The sequence below is a fragment of the Leclercia sp. G3L genome (assembly GCF_021117075.1).
Classification (GTDB): domain Bacteria; phylum Pseudomonadota; class Gammaproteobacteria; order Enterobacterales; family Enterobacteriaceae; genus Enterobacter; species Enterobacter adecarboxylatus_C.
In genome coordinates this window covers 3,768,469-3,784,333 of sequence record NZ_CP088265.1, presented here as the reverse complement: position 1 = coordinate 3,784,333, position 15,865 = coordinate 3,768,469, and the positions used below count along the sequence as shown (strand labels likewise).

Genomic DNA, 15,865 nt, shown 5'->3' with positions numbered 1-15,865 from the left:
CATGGCTGATTTACGCAAAGAAGCACGCGGACGTGAATGCCAGGTGCGTATCCCCGGTGTGTGCAATGGCAACCCCGAAACGTCCATTCTGGCGCATATCCGCCTGGCTGGGCTGTGCGGCACCGGCCTTAAGCCGCCTGACCTGATCGCCACCATCGCATGCAGCAACTGTCACGACGAAATAGACCGCCGCACCCACCTGGTTGATGCGGATTATGCAAAGGGGTGCGCGCTGGAAGGCATGGCCCGCACGCAGGTTATCTGGTTGAAAGAGGGAAAAGTAAAAGCATGAGCGAATATCGAATCAGCCTGCCGTGGCCTCCAAGCAACAACCGCTATTACCGGCACAATCGCGGGCGAACCCACATCAGCACAGAAGGGCAGGCCTACCGAGACCGCGTAGCCCAGATCATCAAAGACGAGATGCTGGATATCGGCATCACATCCCCGGTAAAGATCTGCATTGAGTGCCATATGCCTGACCGCCGCCGCCGCGATCTGGACAACCTGCAGAAGGCGGCATTCGATGCGCTGACTAAAGCCGGGTTCTGGGAAGACGATCAACTGGTCGAAGACTACCGCGTTAAACGCATGCCGATCGTCAAAGGCGGAAAACTAGAACTGACTGTTACTGAGCTGGAGGCTGCATGAAGTGCAAAGTAGATGGTTGCGAACGAGAAGCCACATACATTCAGCAGTGCGTATGCCAAAAGCACTATTTCCGGATGATGCGGTATGGGACTTACGACCTCATCAAATCGGGGAAAAGGAAAGATCGGTCTCAAAACGATAAGGGCTATCAAATGCTTCACCGCCCTGGTCATCCGCTAGCAATGGCAAATGGTGCAGTCTACGAGCATCGAGCGGTTATTTACGCAAAGTACGGAGAAAGCCTTCCTGATTGCGAGCTTTGCGGGAAAGGCCTTAACTGGAAAATTGTACATATAGACCATATCGATGAAGTGGTTACGAACAATGACGAATCGAACCTAAGGCCACTTTGTGGGACTTGCAATACGCGCAGAAGCAGTCCGCCAGCGCACACCAGAAAAGATGCCATAGCGGTCACATACCTTGGTGAAACTAAGACGGCAAATGAATGGGCAAGAGATCCAAGAATAAGCGTAAGCAATGGCACCATTGTCCGCCGTAAGAAGCGGGGGATGACTGATTTTGACTGCCTTTTTGCGCCGAAGATAACCCATAACGGTAACGTGCCGGTTAAGCCGCCAACCCCACCCAAATACACGAGGAAAAACAGCATCGCTATCGAATGGGATGGGGAAACGAAAACCCCTTCTGAATGGGCTAATGACCCAAGAGTGTCCCTTACAGACGGAACCATTCGTAGCAGGGCAAGGGCGGGTATGTCGGCCTTCGATTGCTTGTTCAAGCCTGCATCCAGGACAGGGAAGAAAAAACTCAAAGAACTGAAAAAGCAGGTGGCCGCATGAAACCAGAACTGATCGCACTACTTCGCCTGCGCTGGAAGCGTCTTCGCATTTACCGCCGCCCGGGAACGGTGCTGGTGGACTACCGCATTCTTCGTAACTTTATTCGCATTTACCAGGTGGCAGGAGCCGTAGCATGAACCTCGAAAACACCGTGAAATACCACTTCGCAAAGTCCACAATGATCAGCGACTCCCCGCGCGCCACTGGTTCAGACTCGCTCACCGGCACAGATATCATGGCTGCCATGGGCATGACGCAGGAACGCGCCGCCATGGGGTACAGTGCTTTCCTCGGAAAGATGGGGATCAGCAACAACGACCGGGAGAGGGCGATCGCGCTGCTGGCCGAGTACGCGCTGACCAAATGCGATAAGGTTGCCGCACTGCGCAAACTGGAAGCCGGAGTTAAACCACTGGTGATGCGCCAGCTGGCAGCCTTCGCCTTTGAGGATTATTCCCGCAGCGCAGCCAGCGTTAAGCAGTGTGATTGCTGTGCCGGGGCCGGCTTCATTCTGGCCGACGTCTTCACCAATAAATACCGCAAGCCGGAAGGCAAGATGACCGTGGCCGGCATGGTGAAGGTTCAAGAGACCGTTAAGGTGCTCTGCAAAAAATGCAATGGCGCAGGCCAGGTCAGCGCGGCATGCAGCGACTGCCGGGGGCGCGGTAAAGCGGTAAGCAAAGAACTGACCGATCAGCAGGGTGTTCCGGTTCTGGCCGACTGCAAGCGCTGCGGCGGGAGAGGGTACGAGCGGATCCCTTCGACTGAGGCACATGCGGCTGTTTGCCAGATTACCGATGCGATCTCTGTTGCTACTTGGGAAAAGTCGGTTAAGCGGTTCTACGACCAGTTGATCACTAAATTCGACATTGAAGAGGCGTGGGCAGAGGCGCAGCTGAAACAGATAACGCGATAGCGCTCACGGAAATAGCTTACGTTTCAAGCGAGGGCTATTTACTTTTCCGGAATCTGTGTTAATTTCTTACTAACGATGGGCTTTATATGTCCAGAGTTAAAAATTATGAACCTCGCTACGGCGGGGTTTTTTATTATTAAGTAACTTGTAAGTTAAATATATCTTTTAACATGCAAGCAACGTAGAGTGCCCGGGTGGTGAATCCCCCTTAGCGGTGGGGCGACTAGGCAAAACGAGTCGGGTTTGTAAAACGCGGTTCTGCGGTCTAGCGCAGGGTCACCGGGAGGCACCCGGCACCACAACCTCATTATCTTCTATTTCTAAGGCTGTCGATTGACGGCCTTTTTGTTTTACATGATTCTGGTCTTCATAGTATCGCCGGTCTTTTTCGTTCATACCGAATAAATAAACAGATAAAGTTAGCTTTATCGCAGGAAAGCGATTAGGCTGCGCCTGTGGTGAATCCCCCTAAGCGGTGGGGCGACTAGACTGGGAGGTGAATGACGCGATTCTGTGGTCTAGCATAGAGTCACCGGGAGGCACCCGGCACTACAGTTCCATTACCACAGTTTTTAAGGCTGCCGATTGGCGGCCTTTTTGTTTTACCTGACCCTAACCAGCACAGCACTGCTGGTCTTTTTGTTCATACTGAATAAATATACAGATATAAATAGCTTTATGGCAGGAAGAAGACTAGGCTGTGCCTGTGATGAATCCCCCTATGCGGCGGGGCGACTAGACTGGCAGGTGAGTAGAACGCGGTTCTGTGGTCTGGCGCAGAGTCACCGGGAGGCACCCGGCACTACAGTTCCATTACCACAGTTTTTAAGGCTGACGATTGGCGGCCTTTTTGTTTTACCTGACCCTAACCAGCACAGCACTGCTGGTCTTTTTGTTCATACTGAATAAATATACAGATATAAATAGCTTTATGGCAGGAAGAAGACTAGGCTGTGCCTGTGATGAATCCCCCTATGCGGCGGGGCGACTAGACTGGCAGGTGAGTAGAACGCGGTTCTGTGGTCTGGCGCAGAGTCACCGGGAGGCACCCGGCATCACACCCACTCATGCACTTCTTTGTCCGGCCCTGATGTAAGTTATGTGGCGCACAGCAACCCTGGATTCCGGTTTACATATCAGATAATGTCATCTTGATGAGTTCTGTCAGAGCTTGCAGAGGACAATGATTATGGATGTCAACAACGGGTAAAAAGTGATCCACTTACCGCCACCACCAACGGTTTAATATTGATCCACCTTGTTTACTCAGGATTAGCTTCAGCGATAACCCCGGCCTTTCGTTTCTGCTTCAGTCGATAGCTTTCCCCTTTTATTTGCACGACGTGTGAGTGATGTAAGATCCGGTCCAGCATCGCCGATGTCAGCGCTGCATCACCGGCGAACGTCTGATCCCACTGCCCGAACGGCAGGTTGGAGGTCAGGATCATCGCGCTCTTCTCGTAACGTTTGGCGATGACCTGGAAGAACAGCTTGGCTTCCTCCTGACTGAACGGCAGATAACCTATTTCATCGATGATAAGCAGCTTCGGGGCCATGACACCACGATTGAGAGTCGTTTTGTAACGGCCCTGACGCTGTGAAGTGGACAGCTGTAGCAGCAGGTCCGCTGCTGTTGTGAAGCGAACCTTGATGCCCGCCCGTACTGCTTCGTAGCCCATGGCTATCGCCAGATGCGTTTTTCCCACGCCCGATGGCCCCAGCAACACGATGTTTTCGTTACGCTCTATGAAGCTCAGGGATCGCAGCGACTGGATTTGCTTCTGAGGAGCGCCGGTGGCGAAGGTGAAGTCGTACTCCTCGAACGTCTTTACCGCCGGGAAGGCTGCCATCCGCGTGTACATCGCCTGTTTACGCTGATGCCGGGCCAGTTTCTCCTCATGTAACAGGTGCTCCAGGAAGTCCATGTAGCTCCATTCCTGATCCACCGCCTGTTGCGACAGCGCCGGCGCTGCGCTGATAAGACTGTCCAGCTGGAGCTGTTCGGCAAGCACCATCAGCCGTTGATGTTGCAGTTCGACCATCATGCGGCTCCTCTGCAGAACGTGTCATAGATGGAGAGCGGATGATGCAACGGCTGCCTGTCGAAGGTCATCAGGCTTTCATCAACCTGCACGTCATACTGTTTTTTCTCCGGTGGCAGTGCCAGCATGGATTGCTGTTCCTCCACCCAGCGATCGCAGGGGCGGGTCTGGATAGTTTCATGCTTACGTTGATTGGCCACATCGTACAGCCAGCGCAGGCCGTAACGGTTTGCGGTTTCAACATCGACGGTGATCCCCATCGGACGCAGGCGTGTCATTAACGGGATATAGAAGCTGTTGCGGGCGTACTGCACCATCCTCTCCACCTTGCCTTTAGTCTGCGCCCTGAAGGGACGGCACAGGCGGGGAGAGAAGCCCATCTCTTTGCCGAACTGCCACAGGGAAGGATGGAACCGGTGCTGCCCGGTCTGGTAAGCATCACGCTGCAGCACCACCGTTTTCATATTGTCGTACAGGACTTCCTGCGGTACACCGCCGAAGAAGCTGAACGCATTGCGGTGACAGGCTTCCAGCGTGTCGTAGCGCATGTTGTCGGTGAACTCGATGTAAAGCATTCTGCTGTATCCCAGAACAGCGACGAACACATGCAGGGGTGACTTGCCGTTTCGCATGGTCCCCCAGTCAACCTGCATCTGCCGTCCGGGCTCGGTTTCGAAGCGAACGACCGGTTCTGCCTGTGCTGGCAGGGTCTGTTTACGGATGAACTCTCTCAGGATAGTAAGCCCTCCACGATAGCCCAGCTCCATGATTTCCCTGGCAATAACGGTCGCCGGGATTTTGTAGGGATGCGCATCGCTGATCCGCTTAGAGATGTAATCACGGTATTCATCGAGCAGTGATGATGGTGCCGGGCGTGGTGAATACTGCGGCTTTTCAGATTTGGCTTTCAGGTGGCTGCGGACAGTATTGCGCGAAATACCCAGCTCCCTGGCAATGGCCCGGATACTCATTCCCCGCTTGTGCAGGACTTTAATTTCCATACGAATCTCAAAAGTGATCATAAGCTCCCCTGTATTCAGAGGAGCAGATTAACCCCTGGATCAATTTTCAACCGCTGGGGTGGATCAGTTTTGCACCGTTGGTAACAATGGAGGAAGGATTTTACTGGATACAGCACCAAGGGAAGGTCCAGGTTGCCTACTACACCCACGGAGAAACCGAAGACCTTGAAACGGGTAAGACCGTAACCGGTATCTGGCACCTGACGCAGGGGGATCCCATTTGTGATAATGGTGAAGCAGAAGTTCTGGAAGGTCCTCTTACACCATCATGAGATCGTTAGTCGTTTCGGAATTTGATGAAGGTAGTCGTTATTCGAATGCGTTCCCTGTAATTACAATTTAGGCGAATTTGGAATAACGCTCCTATTAACTGGCATCATCGCACTCCTGTAACCAGACTTAGTTTTCTGCTTACGACTGAAAGGAGCGAAATATGCCAATTAACCATGCTGAATGCATCGAGGCCTGCTACAAATGCGCGGCTGCCTGTGATTATTGTGCTGCTTCATGTCTGAAAGAAGAACAAGTGGATATGATGCGTGAGTGCATAAGACTCGATATGCAGTGCGCGAATATTTGTCGGCTCGCAGCGCAATTTATGACCTTTGATAGTGAATTTGCCAAATCGCTATGCCGTGTCTGCGCAGAAGTCTGTCAGAAATGCGGTGAAGAATGTGGGAAGCACGAAGCAGAACATTGTCAGAAATGCTCTGAAGCTTGCCTTCGTTGCGCAGAAGCGTGCCGCTCGATGGCTTAATGGAACTTGCTTCCAGTTTTCTGTTTGAGCATCGACACTTTAGAATTCTGACAAACTTTTGCTATTGTTAAGAGTCAGGTGAATCCCCCTGTGCGGCGGGGCAATCCAGTTAACTGCTAAGTGCAGATATGCTTGCGGCTCGTATAACTGGTAACGAGTCACCGGGAGGCACCCGGCACCTGTCTTAGTATCAATACCTGGGTTTAGTATTGCCTGCTTGCAAAAGCAGGCTTTTTTTATATGCGCTTCGTTAGTAGTGCTATTATTTAATCGTAACCAAGCCATAACCATTAACCGGAGCTCCTGACCGGTCAGTAATGCTGCTCGACACAGTTGCAATACGGATGGTGGCTGGGGAACATGCCTACCTACTTAGATTTAAACTCAGTTAGGCCCGCTGAAAATGCGGGCCTTTTTTTATCTCAGGCTCCCGGAACCCCCATCACTCGTCTTGTCGTTAATTCATCCGGAAAGCCTGAACCCTACCCAAACAACACCCGCATCCCAGCGAGGTGAGAGAAATGTCCCGTATGAGCAAACTTGTCACCGGAGTCGCCCTCGGCACCTCAGGAGGAACCATCCTGAACGGCGTCCTCACAAAACTGAGTCCTGACGAATGGAGCGCCATTGGCGTACTGGCTGGTATTGCCGGGATCATCGTTACAGGGCTTATCAACTGGTATTTCAAACGTAAGGTCGCCAATGCACAGGTTAAGGCGCTTGAGAAGTATGGCCCAGCAGTCAAAGTCGGAGATGATTAAATGCCAATGACCAGTAGCCTGCGTAACAAACTCATCGCCGCTGCTGGTGGTGGTGCAATGCTGATTGCCTCCCTGTTTCTCGGCGGGCAGGATGGTGTAGAAGGGCGGAAGTACGAAGCATATAAAGACGTCGCCGGGGTATGGACTGTCTGCGACGGCCATACGGGCCGGGATATCGTAAGAGGGAAGAAGTATACCGATCGCGAATGTGACCAGCTGCTATGGAAAGACCTCCAGCCATCAAAGCGAACGGTAGACAATCTGGTTAAGGTGCCGCTGGGGGAGTATCAGCGCGCCGCGCTCTACAGCTTTGTTTTTAATGTTGGCTCTGACGCTTTCTCCAAGTCCACGTTGCTGCGCAAACTGAACAAAGGCGATCACGACGGAGCGTGCGAAGAGATGCGGCGCTGGGTTTACGCTGGTGGTATGAAGTGGAAAGGCCTCCAGAACCGGCGAGAGATGGAGCGCTCAATGTGCCTGGCGGAGAGCAAATATGACCTGTAGCCTTCGAACAGTTCTGCTGATTGCTCTCGTGGGCATGCTGCTTGCTATTGGCTATGGCGAGCTACGGTACCGGAATGGCTGGTACGCCCACGCCGACCACATCAACATGCTGGCCGCCGATAAGCGCGCGAAAGCAGAGAAGGCGATTCAGCCTGTTGAGCAGAAGGCCGCGAATGCCAGCGACCAAGGTCGGATCATCTACCGAACCATAACCCGCGACGTGGTGAAATATGTACAGGATCCGAATCGTACCGTTTGTGATTTTGATGATGAGTCTGTCCGGCTGCGGCAACAGGCTATCGACGCTGCCAATTCCATCAGCGGATTTGATGCAGGACCCGTGCAAGGGAAGTGATGCTGGTGCCAACAGTGACGAAGATCTGCAGGCTGATGTTGAAACCGCGCAATGCTTGCGCCAGCTGCGGCTCAATACGTATCGCTGGCAGGCCTGGTATAAAGCGTTACTTTAAAGTGAGTGCCGGGCAGCTGTCACCACCCGGCCTGTGCTTACTACTGCAGTTCCTTATCTTTTAGCTGTTCAACGTAAAAGTCATAACGCTGAAGGAACCACAGCCGGCAGTCTTCATCCATGTTGCCGGTTAATGCATCCGTGCAGAGATGTCGGCCTTGCAAGTGCATCCGGGCAAAACTAGAGGCAAGAAAATCTAAATCCCGGGAAGACACGACACCTTTCTCACTTACTAACTGCATACATTCCTCCTCTGTTTGATGAAACAAAAAGAAAAATGCGACTGTTGTAAGTATGGCTCAAAAAATCGTACGCGCGTTCATCCCGGTGCATAAGCAGGCTTGAAACCGTCACAAAGGAACTGACAGGTCTGCAGGCTTATGTGCGATAGCAGTACCTGAAATATAATTCTTTGCAAAGCCCATAAAAGAAAACCCTTATGAGCAGGAAATCCGGGCTGCTTATAAGGGCATGCAAGTGCATATCGTTACCCTATAAACATAATTGCGCTGTCGGATTATCGGTATGGGAACAGTCCTAGAAGCGAAGCCGCTTAAATCACTGACAGATAAGTGGTTACACTCATCAATGCAAGCGTATATACGCTCGGTTAAAACGAGAAAGGATAAAAGTTGTCTGGGTGCGATAGTGAGGCGGGATGAGATGTTAAGAACAAAAAAGCCCCGGTGCGGGGCAACTTTGAGTCAAACTATTTTTCTACTTATGTGCTTCTAGCTTTCATAGCGCGGGGACAATAACACTTTCATTAGAAATTGCAATATTTTTGCAACTTTAAAAAAAACAAACCACCATTTCGCTGGCTCATCTCTTGCTAGCAAAGTAATTCCAGTGGCGGATAAGAGCATCGATTTATCTTCCTGGGGATAAAACAAGGGCACCATTTGCTTACGACCGATCGAGAGTAAACCTCAATTTTATGAGTGACCTTATAACAGTCAAATTATGTAACCGCCTGTAGGCGGTTTTTTATTGCCATTACCATTGGCGGGCCCATCGTAATGGCCGTAGCGGTAAAATCACAATTACACCCTGTAGGGAATAAATGGAGTGACCAATGGCAAAACCGGACTGGGGAGCGCTGCAAGACAAGTTCCTCGCCGCGCATGCCAAAATGGGTATATCGCCGAAAGAGTGGTGCGAAGCGCAGGGACTGAATTACACATCTGCGCGCAGGTACATTAAAAAGCCAGCTGCGCAAAAAACTGCGCAGAAGGAAGTGCGCACTGCGCAGAAAGAGAAGTGCGCAGAAGAGCTGGTGGATGATGACGGCTTGACGGCCCAGCAAAGACTTTTCGTTGCCGAATACCTCAAGGATGGTAATGCCACGCAGGCTGCTATCCGGGCGGGGTACAGCAAAAAGACAGCTGAGCAAATCGGTCATCAGCTACTTAAGAAAACTTCAGTTGCGCAGGCTATTGCGCAGCAGCAGAAAGCGTCCATTGCGCGCACTCTCGGCAGTGCTGATGAAGTCCTCGCGCAGATGTGGCAACTCGCTACCTTCGATGCAAACCAGCTTTCGCAGTATCGCCGCGGTGCCTGTCGTTATTGCTGGGGCTTCGGTCATCACTACCAATGGCGCGACGCTGTGGAGTTCGATGAGGCTATCGCAAAGGTTGAAGGCAATGAGCGCGCAAAACTCCCGGAAGACCCTGGCGGTTATGGCTATGACCACAATCGCGAGCCTAATCCTGACTGCCCACGCTGCAATGGCGACGGAATAGGGCAGCCATATTTCGCTGACACCCGAAAACTTCCCCCAGATGCAGCTCTGGCTTACTCCGGTGTGAAACTTGGCAAAAATGGCGTTGAAATAACGGCCATAAGCCGTGAGCGTATGTATGAAGCTGTGATGAAGCGCCTTGGGCTGGCTGATAGCGAGTTTGCGCAGCGGCTACAGCAAATTGAAATTGAGCGCCGACAGCTGGAGGTGGAGAAACTGCGTAAAGAGCTGGCAGCCGATCCAGATGATGATGTCCCGGCACCAGTTGCAATCAACATTAACGTGGTAGACGCGAGGGTTCGTGATGATAGCGCCGACGCTTAATGTTCCCCAGGCGCGCTTCCTCGCTATGCCGCATAAGTTTAAGGCCTATGTTGCCGGGTTCGGTTCCGGTAAGACGTGGGTTGGCTGCGGCGGCATCTGCAAGGGGATGTGGGAGTTTCCCAAAATCAACCAGGGCTATTTCGCACCGACCTATCCGCAGATCCGCGACATCTTCTACCCGACAGTGGAAGAGGTGGCGTTCGACTGGGGGCTAAAGGTCCAGATTAACGAGAGCAACAAAGAGGTCCATTTCTATGCCGGGCGGCAGTACCGGGGAACCACTATCTGCCGCTCGATGGAGAAACCGGCCACGATCGTCGGGTTTAAAATCGGCAACGCGCTGGTGGATGAGCTGGACGTAATGCCTGCGCTCAAAGCGCAACAGGCCTGGCGGAAGATCATCGCCCGCATGCGTTACAATGTCACCGGCCTGCGTAACGGCATTGACGTCACCACCACGCCGGAGGGGTATAAGTTCGTTTACCAGCAGTTCGTTAAGGCAGTGCGCGATAAGCCTGAGCTGGCAACCTTGTATGGCCTGGTGCAGGCCTCCACGTTCGATAACGAAGCGAACCTGCCGGATGACTATATCCCGTCCTTGCTGGCGAGTTATCCGCCGGAGCTGATTAAGGCCTACCTGCGCGGGCATTTTACTAACCTGACCAGTGGTACCATTTACCACCAGTTCGATCGTACGCTGAATAACTGCACCGACGAAGAGCAGCCGGGCGAGCCGCTGTTTATCGGCATGGACTTCAACGTCGGTAAGATGGCCGCCATCGTTCATGTGAAACGTGAAGGGTTGCCGCGAGCGGTGCGGGAGCTGGTGAAGGTCTATGACACTCCGGCGATGATCAAACGCATTCAGGAAGAGTTCTGGCGCTATGAGGGCGGCCGCTACGTTGCCAGCCGCCAGATCTACATATACCCGGACGCCTCCGGCGACAGCCGCAAATCCAACTGCGCCAGCCTGACCGATATCGCTCAGCTTAAAGAGGCGGGGTTCAGCGTCATGGTTAACGCTTCCAACCCGCCGGTGAAGGATCGTATCAACTCGATGAACGCCATGTTCTGCAATGCGCTGGGCGAACGCCGCTACCTGGTCAACGTCCAGCGCTGCCCGGTCTATACGGAAAGTCTTGAGCAGCAGGTATGGGATAAAAACGGCGAGCCGGACAAAAAGGCGGATAACGATCACCCCAACGATGGTGGCGGGTATTTCATTGTGAAGGATTACCCCATCGTTAAACCAGCATACTCAATCACCATGGATACCACCTTCTGATATGGCTAATAACGACATCACCTGGGTTCGTCCTGAACACCGGGCGGCCAGTGCTGCCTGGAAGAAAACCAGGGACTTCTGCAAAGGGGCGGAGGCGGTAAAAGATCCGGGCAACAACTATCTGCCTTTGCTCGACCCCACAGACAAGAGCTTACGCAACCGCAAGCGCAACGAAGACTACCTGCAGCGGGCGGTCTTCTATGCGATTACTGGTAATACCAAGATTGGCCTCCTCGGGCTGGCCTTCAGAAAGGATCCGACCTTTTCCGCGCCGGAGAAACTGAGCTATCTCCTGAAGAACGCCGACGGCGCTGGCACCAGCATTTACCAGCAGTCGCAGCTGGTGACCGAGAACGTGCTGGAGGTGGCCCGTGACGGGCTTTATGTCGATTACGCTGAGGGCAGTGGCCAGGCCATCATCCTGCGTTATCTGGCCGAGAACATCATCAACTGGCGCACGAAGCGTATCAACGGACGCGATCAACTGGTGCTGGTGGTGCTGCGGGAATGCGTGGAGAAGGAAGATGGTTATGCGTTCAAGGATGAGGTCCAGTATCGCGAGCTGGCGCTCAAAGAGGGGCGTTTCGTCTGTCGTGTGTGGCGTCGCAGCGGGGATGCCGGTTCCGGCGCGTTCGCTGTTACCAGCGAATACCAGCCAAAGCCCAAAGGCAAAGACAGCTGGGACGAAATTCCGTTCACCTTCGTCGGCGCGCAGAACAACGATCCTTCTATCGATGACTCTCCGCTGGCTGCGCTGGTGGAGATAAACCATGGACACTTCCGGAACAGCGCCGATTACGAAGACAGCGTGTGGTTCTCCGGCCAGGTTCAGCCGTACATGACGGGGCTGGATGAAGGATGGCGCGATCACCTGGAGAAGAAGGGGGTCAAAATCGGCTCCCGCTCGCCACTGCTTCTGCCCCGTGAGGGCAGTTTTGGTTATGCCCAGGCTCAGCCCAACATGCTGGCGAAAGAAGCGATGGACAGCAAGCGCGACTACATGGTGCAGCTGGGTGCGCGGCTCATTGAGCAGAACGCAGCGGTGAAGACTGCGACCCAGTCCAGCAGCGAGCAGACATCATCCACATCCGTGCTGGGTATCTGCGTGTCCAACGTATCAGAGGCCTACTCACTGGCCATCGGCTGGTGCGCGAAATATCTGGGCGTCGGCGAGCAGCAGGCGGCCTATGCGATCAACCAGGAGTTCATTGCTAAGGTCGCCGAGTCCGGCATGGTTACCGCTATTGTGAACGCCTGGCAGTCCGGTGCAATCCGCGACACTGATATGGTTCGTGCGCTGCAGAAGCTTGACCTCATCAATCCGGCAGACAGCCCCGACGATATTATTGACGAGCTGCACAACCCCAATCCCACCCTGATCGGCGGTAACAATGGCAACAGTAAATGAAAGGTTACGTGACGAAGCCATAGCCCACACCGTCTGGATCAGCCGCTACAGCACTGGCTTGGCAAACCGCATGGTGAAGCTGCTGAATGACAGTGACGCCGAACTCACCTCGCGCCTGCTGGTGGCGATGGACAGTCTGCCCACCAGTCAGTTTACCGTGGCCCGTCTCGAAAGTTTGCTTGGCAGCGTACGTGAGCTTAACCAGCAGGCCATCGCGGGCATGCAGACCAGCCTGGCGGATGAGCTTCTGCAACTGGCCGGGCACGAAGCGGGCTATCAGCTGAGCCTTTTTGATACGCTGCTGCCGCAGCGGGTGAAAGAGCGGTACCCGCTGCAGGGTATCACGCCTGAGCAGCTATACGCGGCAGCCATGGCCCAGCCCTTTCACGGGCGGTTACTGAGCGAGTGGGTCGATAATCTGGAAGCCGACCGCATGGCACGCGTTGTTAATGCAGTGCGCCGCGGCTACCTGATGGGTGATACCACGGAGACCATTGCCCGGCAGGTGCGCGGGATCGCCAGCAAAGGCTATAAGGACGGGGCGCTGCAGGTCAGCCGGACCAATGCCACCAGCATTACCAAAACGGCTGTGAATCACCTGGCGGCCACGGCACGGACTAACTTTGCAGAGGCCAACAGCGATATCCTGAAGGGTAAGCAGTGGCTCTCCACGCTGGACAATAAAACCACGCCGACGTGCATCATCCGTGATCGCCTGCGTTACACCCTGAACAACAAACCGATTGGTCACAAGGTGCCTTACCTGCAGGGGCCGGGAAAAATTCACTTTTGCTGCCGTTCCACGGAGACGCTGATTACCAAATCATGGCGTGAGCTCGGGATCGACAGCGAAGAGCTGGATGAAGGCATCCGCGCCAGCATGGACGGGCAGGTGCCGGCGGATACCACCTATCTTGAATGGCTGGCCCGGCAGTCGCCGCAGCGACAGGATGAGATCCTCGGGCCGGAGCGGGCCGCGCTTTACCGCGCTGGCGAGGTAAAGTTCGGGGAGATGTTCACGGACAAAGGCGAATGGATAAGCCTGGCCCGACTGAAAGCGCTCAGTTGACCCCAAAACCTTTTTACACATGGCTGCCTCCGGGCGGCCTTTTTTATTGGGCTAGGCCCATAACATCCCAAGGGGAAACCATGTTAATCCGAAATATGCTCCTGAAATACTACGCACCTGAAGACGATGGCCAGGGCAGCGGGGGTGGCGGTACCGAAATCACCCCAGAAATTCAGAAGCTGATTGATGATCAGGTCGCAGCTCAGGTGACCGGCCTGAAAACCAAAAACTCTGAGCTGCTGGGTACGATCAAGCAGCAGAAAGACAACCTGTCCCGCTATGAAGGCATCGACCCTGATGCCGTGCGCGGCATCCTGCAGCGTTTTTCCGACGACGAAGAGGCAAAGCTGATCGCCGCCGGGAAAATTGACGAGGTGCTGGATAAGCGCACCGAGCGCCTGCGCGCTGATGTCGATAAGCAGATCAAAGCGGCCAATGAACGCGCGGAAAAGGCCGAAGCCTTCTCCGGCAAGTTCCGGGATCGTGTACTGGGTGATGCCATCCGGGCGGCAGCGTCAAAAGCTGGCGCACTGGCGGAAGCATCCGATGACCTGATCCTGCGTGCCAGAGGCACATTCCAGCTCAACGACGAAGGCGAGGCCGTAGCAGTTGATGCGAATGGCGACGTTCTGTTCGGTAAGGACGGCAAAACCCCACTAAGCCCGCTTGAATGGGCGGAGTCGCTCAAGGAGACGGCACCGCACCTGTTCCCGCGTGCAGAAGGTACCGGTGCGGGTGGACACAAACCAGGCGGTGGTGGCAGCCAGAAACGTTCAGAAATGAGCGCCAGCGAAAAGGCGGACTATATCCGCAAGCATGGCCAGCAGGCCTTCCTCAAACTCCCGAAATAAGAGACTTACTCAATGGCTACAACTGTTAATAACGATCTGGTCATCTATGACGATTTGGCACAGACCGCTTTCCTCGAGCGCCGCCAGGATAATCTGGAAGTGTTTAACACCTCTTCCAATGGTGCGATCCTGCTGGATAACGAGCTGATTGAAGGCGACTTCCGCAAGCGCGCTTTCTACAAGGTAGGTGGCTCCATCGAGTCGCGTGACGTGAACTCCGTCGGCAAAGTGAACGGCAAAAAAATCGGTGCAGGCGAAGCGGTATCTGTTAAGGCGCCGTGGAAATACGGTCCGTACGAAACCACTGAAGAGGCATTCAAACGCCGTGGCCGCACGGTGGATGAGTTCTCCGAGGTGATCGGCGTTGATGTGGCTGATGCCACCCTGGAAGGCTACGTGAAATATGGCCTGAAGGCGCTAACGGCTGCAATCGGAGCTAATGCCGATATGGTTGTTACCGCCGATATCGAAACCGACGGAAAGAAAACCCTTACGCGCGGGCTGCGCAAATACGGCGACAAATTTAACCGCGTGGTGCTGTTCGTCATGCACTCCGCTACCTACTTCGACATCGTGGACGAGGCGATCGCCAGCAAGATTTACGAAGAAGCGGGCGTGGTGGTGTACGGCGGCCAGCCGGGCACCCTGGGTAAGCCGGTGCTGGTGACCGATACCATGGATGCCGCCGCCATTCTGGGGCTGGTGGCCGGTGCGGTGACCGTGACCGAATCGCAGGCGCCGGGCTTCCGCTCCTACGACATCAATGATCAGGAAAACCTCGCGGTTGGCTACCGTGCGGAGGGTACGGTGAATGTTGAACTGCTGGGCTACAGCTGGGATACGGCCAAAGGTGAGAACCCGGATCTGACCGCCATCGGCACGGCCGGTAACTGGAAGAAGCATTTCACCAGCAACAAGTCCACTGCAGGCGTGCTGATCAAGCTGGGAACCGCCCCGGGGGAGTAACACTGTCAGCGGATAAAACTTCCGCAACTGCTGACAGTACCGATGCGGTTACCCTTTCCCTGAAATATACGCGTAACGGCGCGGGCGTGTCCGGAGCGGCTGTCGCCTGGTCGTCTACTGGCGGCACGCTGAGCACTGCGGGATCGCAGACCGGCTCTGCCGGTGGCGCCACGGTGAAACTCACCTCTGATACTGCCGGAACGTTCACCGTAACGGGTACGGTCGAAGGTGTGGCACAAACCAGTGAAGAAATCACTTTCACTGCCGCTGCCGGAGAGTAACTGACGGGGCGAAAG

Annotated in this window: 20 protein-coding genes; 17 read left to right on the top strand and 3 right to left on the bottom strand. The window is 54.2% G+C overall.

The genetic code is table 11. The features are described from left to right. Position 1: 1 nt before the first annotated feature. From LRS40_RS19535 to LRS40_RS19515, 5 genes are read left to right on the top strand one after another with little or no spacing between them, the layout of a single operon-like run. Positions 2-292: a DUF1364 domain-containing protein gene (locus LRS40_RS19535; protein ID WP_103179503.1), complete on the top strand. Its 291-nt coding sequence runs from the start codon at positions 2-4 to the stop codon at positions 290-292. Beyond that, a complete protein-coding gene (gene rusA / locus LRS40_RS19530; RefSeq protein WP_103179504.1) occupies positions 289-651 on the top strand; it encodes a crossover junction endodeoxyribonuclease RusA in 363 nt (120 codons plus the stop codon). The genes LRS40_RS19535 and rusA overlap by 4 nt, the downstream gene beginning before the upstream one ends. Beyond that, positions 648-1,454: an HNH endonuclease signature motif containing protein gene (locus LRS40_RS19525; RefSeq protein WP_231312428.1), complete on the top strand. Its 807-nt coding sequence runs from the start codon at positions 648-650 to the stop codon at positions 1,452-1,454. The genes rusA and LRS40_RS19525 overlap by 4 nt, the downstream gene beginning before the upstream one ends. Then, positions 1,451-1,591 carry a YlcG family protein gene (locus tag LRS40_RS19520; RefSeq protein ID WP_103179505.1) on the top strand — a complete coding sequence of 47 codons (141 nt, stop codon included), beginning with the start codon at positions 1,451-1,453 and terminating at the stop codon, positions 1,589-1,591. Before LRS40_RS19525 ends, LRS40_RS19520 begins: the two co-directional genes overlap by 4 nt. Then, a complete protein-coding gene (locus LRS40_RS19515) occupies positions 1,588-2,370 on the top strand; it encodes an antitermination protein (RefSeq protein WP_231312427.1) in 783 nt (260 codons plus the stop codon). The genes LRS40_RS19520 and LRS40_RS19515 overlap by 4 nt, the downstream gene beginning before the upstream one ends. Before the next feature lie 1,262 nt (positions 2,371-3,632). Here the strand turns inward: LRS40_RS19515 and istB are convergent. Together istB and istA are read right to left on the bottom strand one after the other, a co-directional pair. Then, positions 3,633-4,415, bottom strand: coding sequence for an IS21-like element ISSen3 family helper ATPase IstB (istB, locus tag LRS40_RS19510; protein WP_231312426.1), 783 nt, complete (start codon positions 4,413-4,415; stop codon positions 3,633-3,635). Further along, positions 4,412-5,434: an IS21-like element ISSen3 family transposase gene (istA, locus tag LRS40_RS19505; RefSeq protein WP_000627495.1), complete on the bottom strand. Its 1,023-nt coding sequence runs from the start codon at positions 5,432-5,434 to the stop codon at positions 4,412-4,414. Before istA ends, istB begins: the two co-directional genes overlap by 4 nt. Positions 5,435-5,520: 86 nt before the next feature. Between istA and LRS40_RS19500 the strand changes: the two genes are divergently transcribed. From LRS40_RS19500 to LRS40_RS19480, 5 genes are all read left to right on the top strand, one after another. Then, positions 5,521-5,706, top strand: a complete 186-nt coding sequence (locus LRS40_RS19500) for a hypothetical protein (RefSeq protein ID WP_103179507.1) — start codon at positions 5,521-5,523, stop codon at positions 5,704-5,706. A gap of 161 nt (positions 5,707-5,867) precedes the next feature. Beyond that, a complete protein-coding gene (locus LRS40_RS19495; protein WP_103179202.1) occupies positions 5,868-6,191 on the top strand; it encodes a four-helix bundle copper-binding protein in 324 nt (107 codons plus the stop codon). Positions 6,192-6,721: 530 nt separating this feature from the next. Then, on the top strand, positions 6,722-6,952 hold the full coding sequence (locus LRS40_RS19490; RefSeq protein ID WP_168192050.1) for a class II holin family protein: 231 nt from the start codon (positions 6,722-6,724) through the stop codon (positions 6,950-6,952). Between the two features lie 6 nt (positions 6,953-6,958). After that, positions 6,959-7,456, top strand: a complete 498-nt coding sequence (locus LRS40_RS19485) for a lysozyme (protein WP_231313922.1) — start codon at positions 6,959-6,961, stop codon at positions 7,454-7,456. 34 nt (positions 7,457-7,490) lie between these two features. After that, complete coding sequence (locus LRS40_RS19480; RefSeq protein WP_370649966.1) at positions 7,491-7,811, top strand: hypothetical protein; 321 nt, start codon at positions 7,491-7,493, stop codon at positions 7,809-7,811. Between the two features lie 155 nt (positions 7,812-7,966). Here LRS40_RS19480 and LRS40_RS19475 read toward each other — a convergent pair whose 3' ends face one another. Then, complete coding sequence (locus LRS40_RS19475) at positions 7,967-8,167, bottom strand: glycogen synthesis protein GlgS (RefSeq protein ID WP_231312424.1); 201 nt, start codon at positions 8,165-8,167, stop codon at positions 7,967-7,969. 833 nt (positions 8,168-9,000) lie between these two features. Between LRS40_RS19475 and LRS40_RS19470 the strand changes: the two genes are divergently transcribed. The 7 genes from LRS40_RS19470 (at position 9,001) to LRS40_RS19440 (ending at position 15,850) form a co-directional block, all read left to right on the top strand. After that, positions 9,001-9,990, top strand: coding sequence for a terminase small subunit (locus tag LRS40_RS19470; RefSeq protein ID WP_231312423.1), 990 nt, complete (start codon positions 9,001-9,003; stop codon positions 9,988-9,990). After that, positions 9,968-11,275 (top strand): terminase large subunit domain-containing protein, encoded by a 1,308-nt coding sequence (locus LRS40_RS19465; protein ID WP_231312422.1) that lies wholly within the window; start codon positions 9,968-9,970, stop codon positions 11,273-11,275. The genes LRS40_RS19470 and LRS40_RS19465 overlap by 23 nt, the downstream gene beginning before the upstream one ends. Before the next feature lies 1 nt (position 11,276). Further along, positions 11,277-12,683 carry a DUF4055 domain-containing protein gene (locus LRS40_RS19460; RefSeq protein ID WP_231312421.1) on the top strand — a complete coding sequence of 469 codons (1,407 nt, stop codon included), beginning with the start codon at positions 11,277-11,279 and terminating at the stop codon, positions 12,681-12,683. Beyond that, the gene (locus tag LRS40_RS19455; RefSeq protein ID WP_231312420.1) at positions 12,667-13,752 is read left to right on the top strand and encodes a phage head morphogenesis protein; all 1,086 of its coding nucleotides are present in this window, start codon (positions 12,667-12,669) and stop codon (positions 13,750-13,752) included. Before LRS40_RS19460 ends, LRS40_RS19455 begins: the two co-directional genes overlap by 17 nt. A gap of 80 nt (positions 13,753-13,832) precedes the next feature. After that, positions 13,833-14,603, top strand: coding sequence for a hypothetical protein (locus LRS40_RS19450; RefSeq protein ID WP_103179516.1), 771 nt, complete (start codon positions 13,833-13,835; stop codon positions 14,601-14,603). A gap of 12 nt (positions 14,604-14,615) precedes the next feature. Further along, the gene (locus LRS40_RS19445) at positions 14,616-15,569 is read left to right on the top strand and encodes a major capsid protein (RefSeq protein ID WP_103179517.1); all 954 of its coding nucleotides are present in this window, start codon (positions 14,616-14,618) and stop codon (positions 15,567-15,569) included. Beyond that, positions 15,494-15,850, top strand: a complete 357-nt coding sequence (locus LRS40_RS19440) for an Ig-like domain-containing protein (protein ID WP_158251047.1) — start codon at positions 15,494-15,496, stop codon at positions 15,848-15,850. The genes LRS40_RS19445 and LRS40_RS19440 overlap by 76 nt, the downstream gene beginning before the upstream one ends. The last annotated feature ends 15 nt before the right edge of the window (positions 15,851-15,865 follow it).

Excerpts from the sequence above, each read along its gene's own strand:
- LRS40_RS19535 (WP_103179503.1), top strand. The coding sequence starts at position 2 with ATGGCTGATTTACGCAAAGAAGCACGCGGACGTGAATGCCAGGTGCGT.
- rusA (WP_103179504.1), top strand. The coding sequence starts at position 289 with ATGAGCGAATATCGAATCAGCCTGCCGTGGCCTCCAAGCAACAACCGC.
- LRS40_RS19525 (WP_231312428.1), top strand. The coding sequence starts at position 648 with ATGAAGTGCAAAGTAGATGGTTGCGAACGAGAAGCCACATACATTCAG.
- LRS40_RS19520 (WP_103179505.1), top strand. The coding sequence starts at position 1,451 with ATGAAACCAGAACTGATCGCACTACTTCGCCTGCGCTGGAAGCGTCTT.
- LRS40_RS19515 (WP_231312427.1), top strand. The coding sequence starts at position 1,588 with ATGAACCTCGAAAACACCGTGAAATACCACTTCGCAAAGTCCACAATG.
- istB (WP_231312426.1), bottom strand. The coding sequence starts at position 4,415 with ATGATGGTCGAACTGCAACATCAACGGCTGATGGTGCTTGCCGAACAG.
- istA (WP_000627495.1), bottom strand. The coding sequence starts at position 5,434 with ATGATCACTTTTGAGATTCGTATGGAAATTAAAGTCCTGCACAAGCGG.
- LRS40_RS19500 (WP_103179507.1), top strand. The coding sequence starts at position 5,521 with ATGGAGGAAGGATTTTACTGGATACAGCACCAAGGGAAGGTCCAGGTT.
- LRS40_RS19495 (WP_103179202.1), top strand. The coding sequence starts at position 5,868 with ATGCCAATTAACCATGCTGAATGCATCGAGGCCTGCTACAAATGCGCG.
- LRS40_RS19490 (WP_168192050.1), top strand. The coding sequence starts at position 6,722 with ATGAGCAAACTTGTCACCGGAGTCGCCCTCGGCACCTCAGGAGGAACC.
- LRS40_RS19485 (WP_231313922.1), top strand. The coding sequence starts at position 6,959 with ATGACCAGTAGCCTGCGTAACAAACTCATCGCCGCTGCTGGTGGTGGT.
- LRS40_RS19480 (WP_370649966.1), top strand. The coding sequence starts at position 7,491 with ATGCTGCTTGCTATTGGCTATGGCGAGCTACGGTACCGGAATGGCTGG.
- LRS40_RS19475 (WP_231312424.1), bottom strand. The coding sequence starts at position 8,167 with ATGCAGTTAGTAAGTGAGAAAGGTGTCGTGTCTTCCCGGGATTTAGAT.
- LRS40_RS19470 (WP_231312423.1), top strand. The coding sequence starts at position 9,001 with ATGGCAAAACCGGACTGGGGAGCGCTGCAAGACAAGTTCCTCGCCGCG.
- LRS40_RS19460 (WP_231312421.1), top strand. The coding sequence starts at position 11,277 with ATGGCTAATAACGACATCACCTGGGTTCGTCCTGAACACCGGGCGGCC.
- LRS40_RS19455 (WP_231312420.1), top strand. The coding sequence starts at position 12,667 with ATGGCAACAGTAAATGAAAGGTTACGTGACGAAGCCATAGCCCACACC.
- LRS40_RS19450 (WP_103179516.1), top strand. The coding sequence starts at position 13,833 with ATGTTAATCCGAAATATGCTCCTGAAATACTACGCACCTGAAGACGAT.
- LRS40_RS19445 (WP_103179517.1), top strand. The coding sequence starts at position 14,616 with ATGGCTACAACTGTTAATAACGATCTGGTCATCTATGACGATTTGGCA.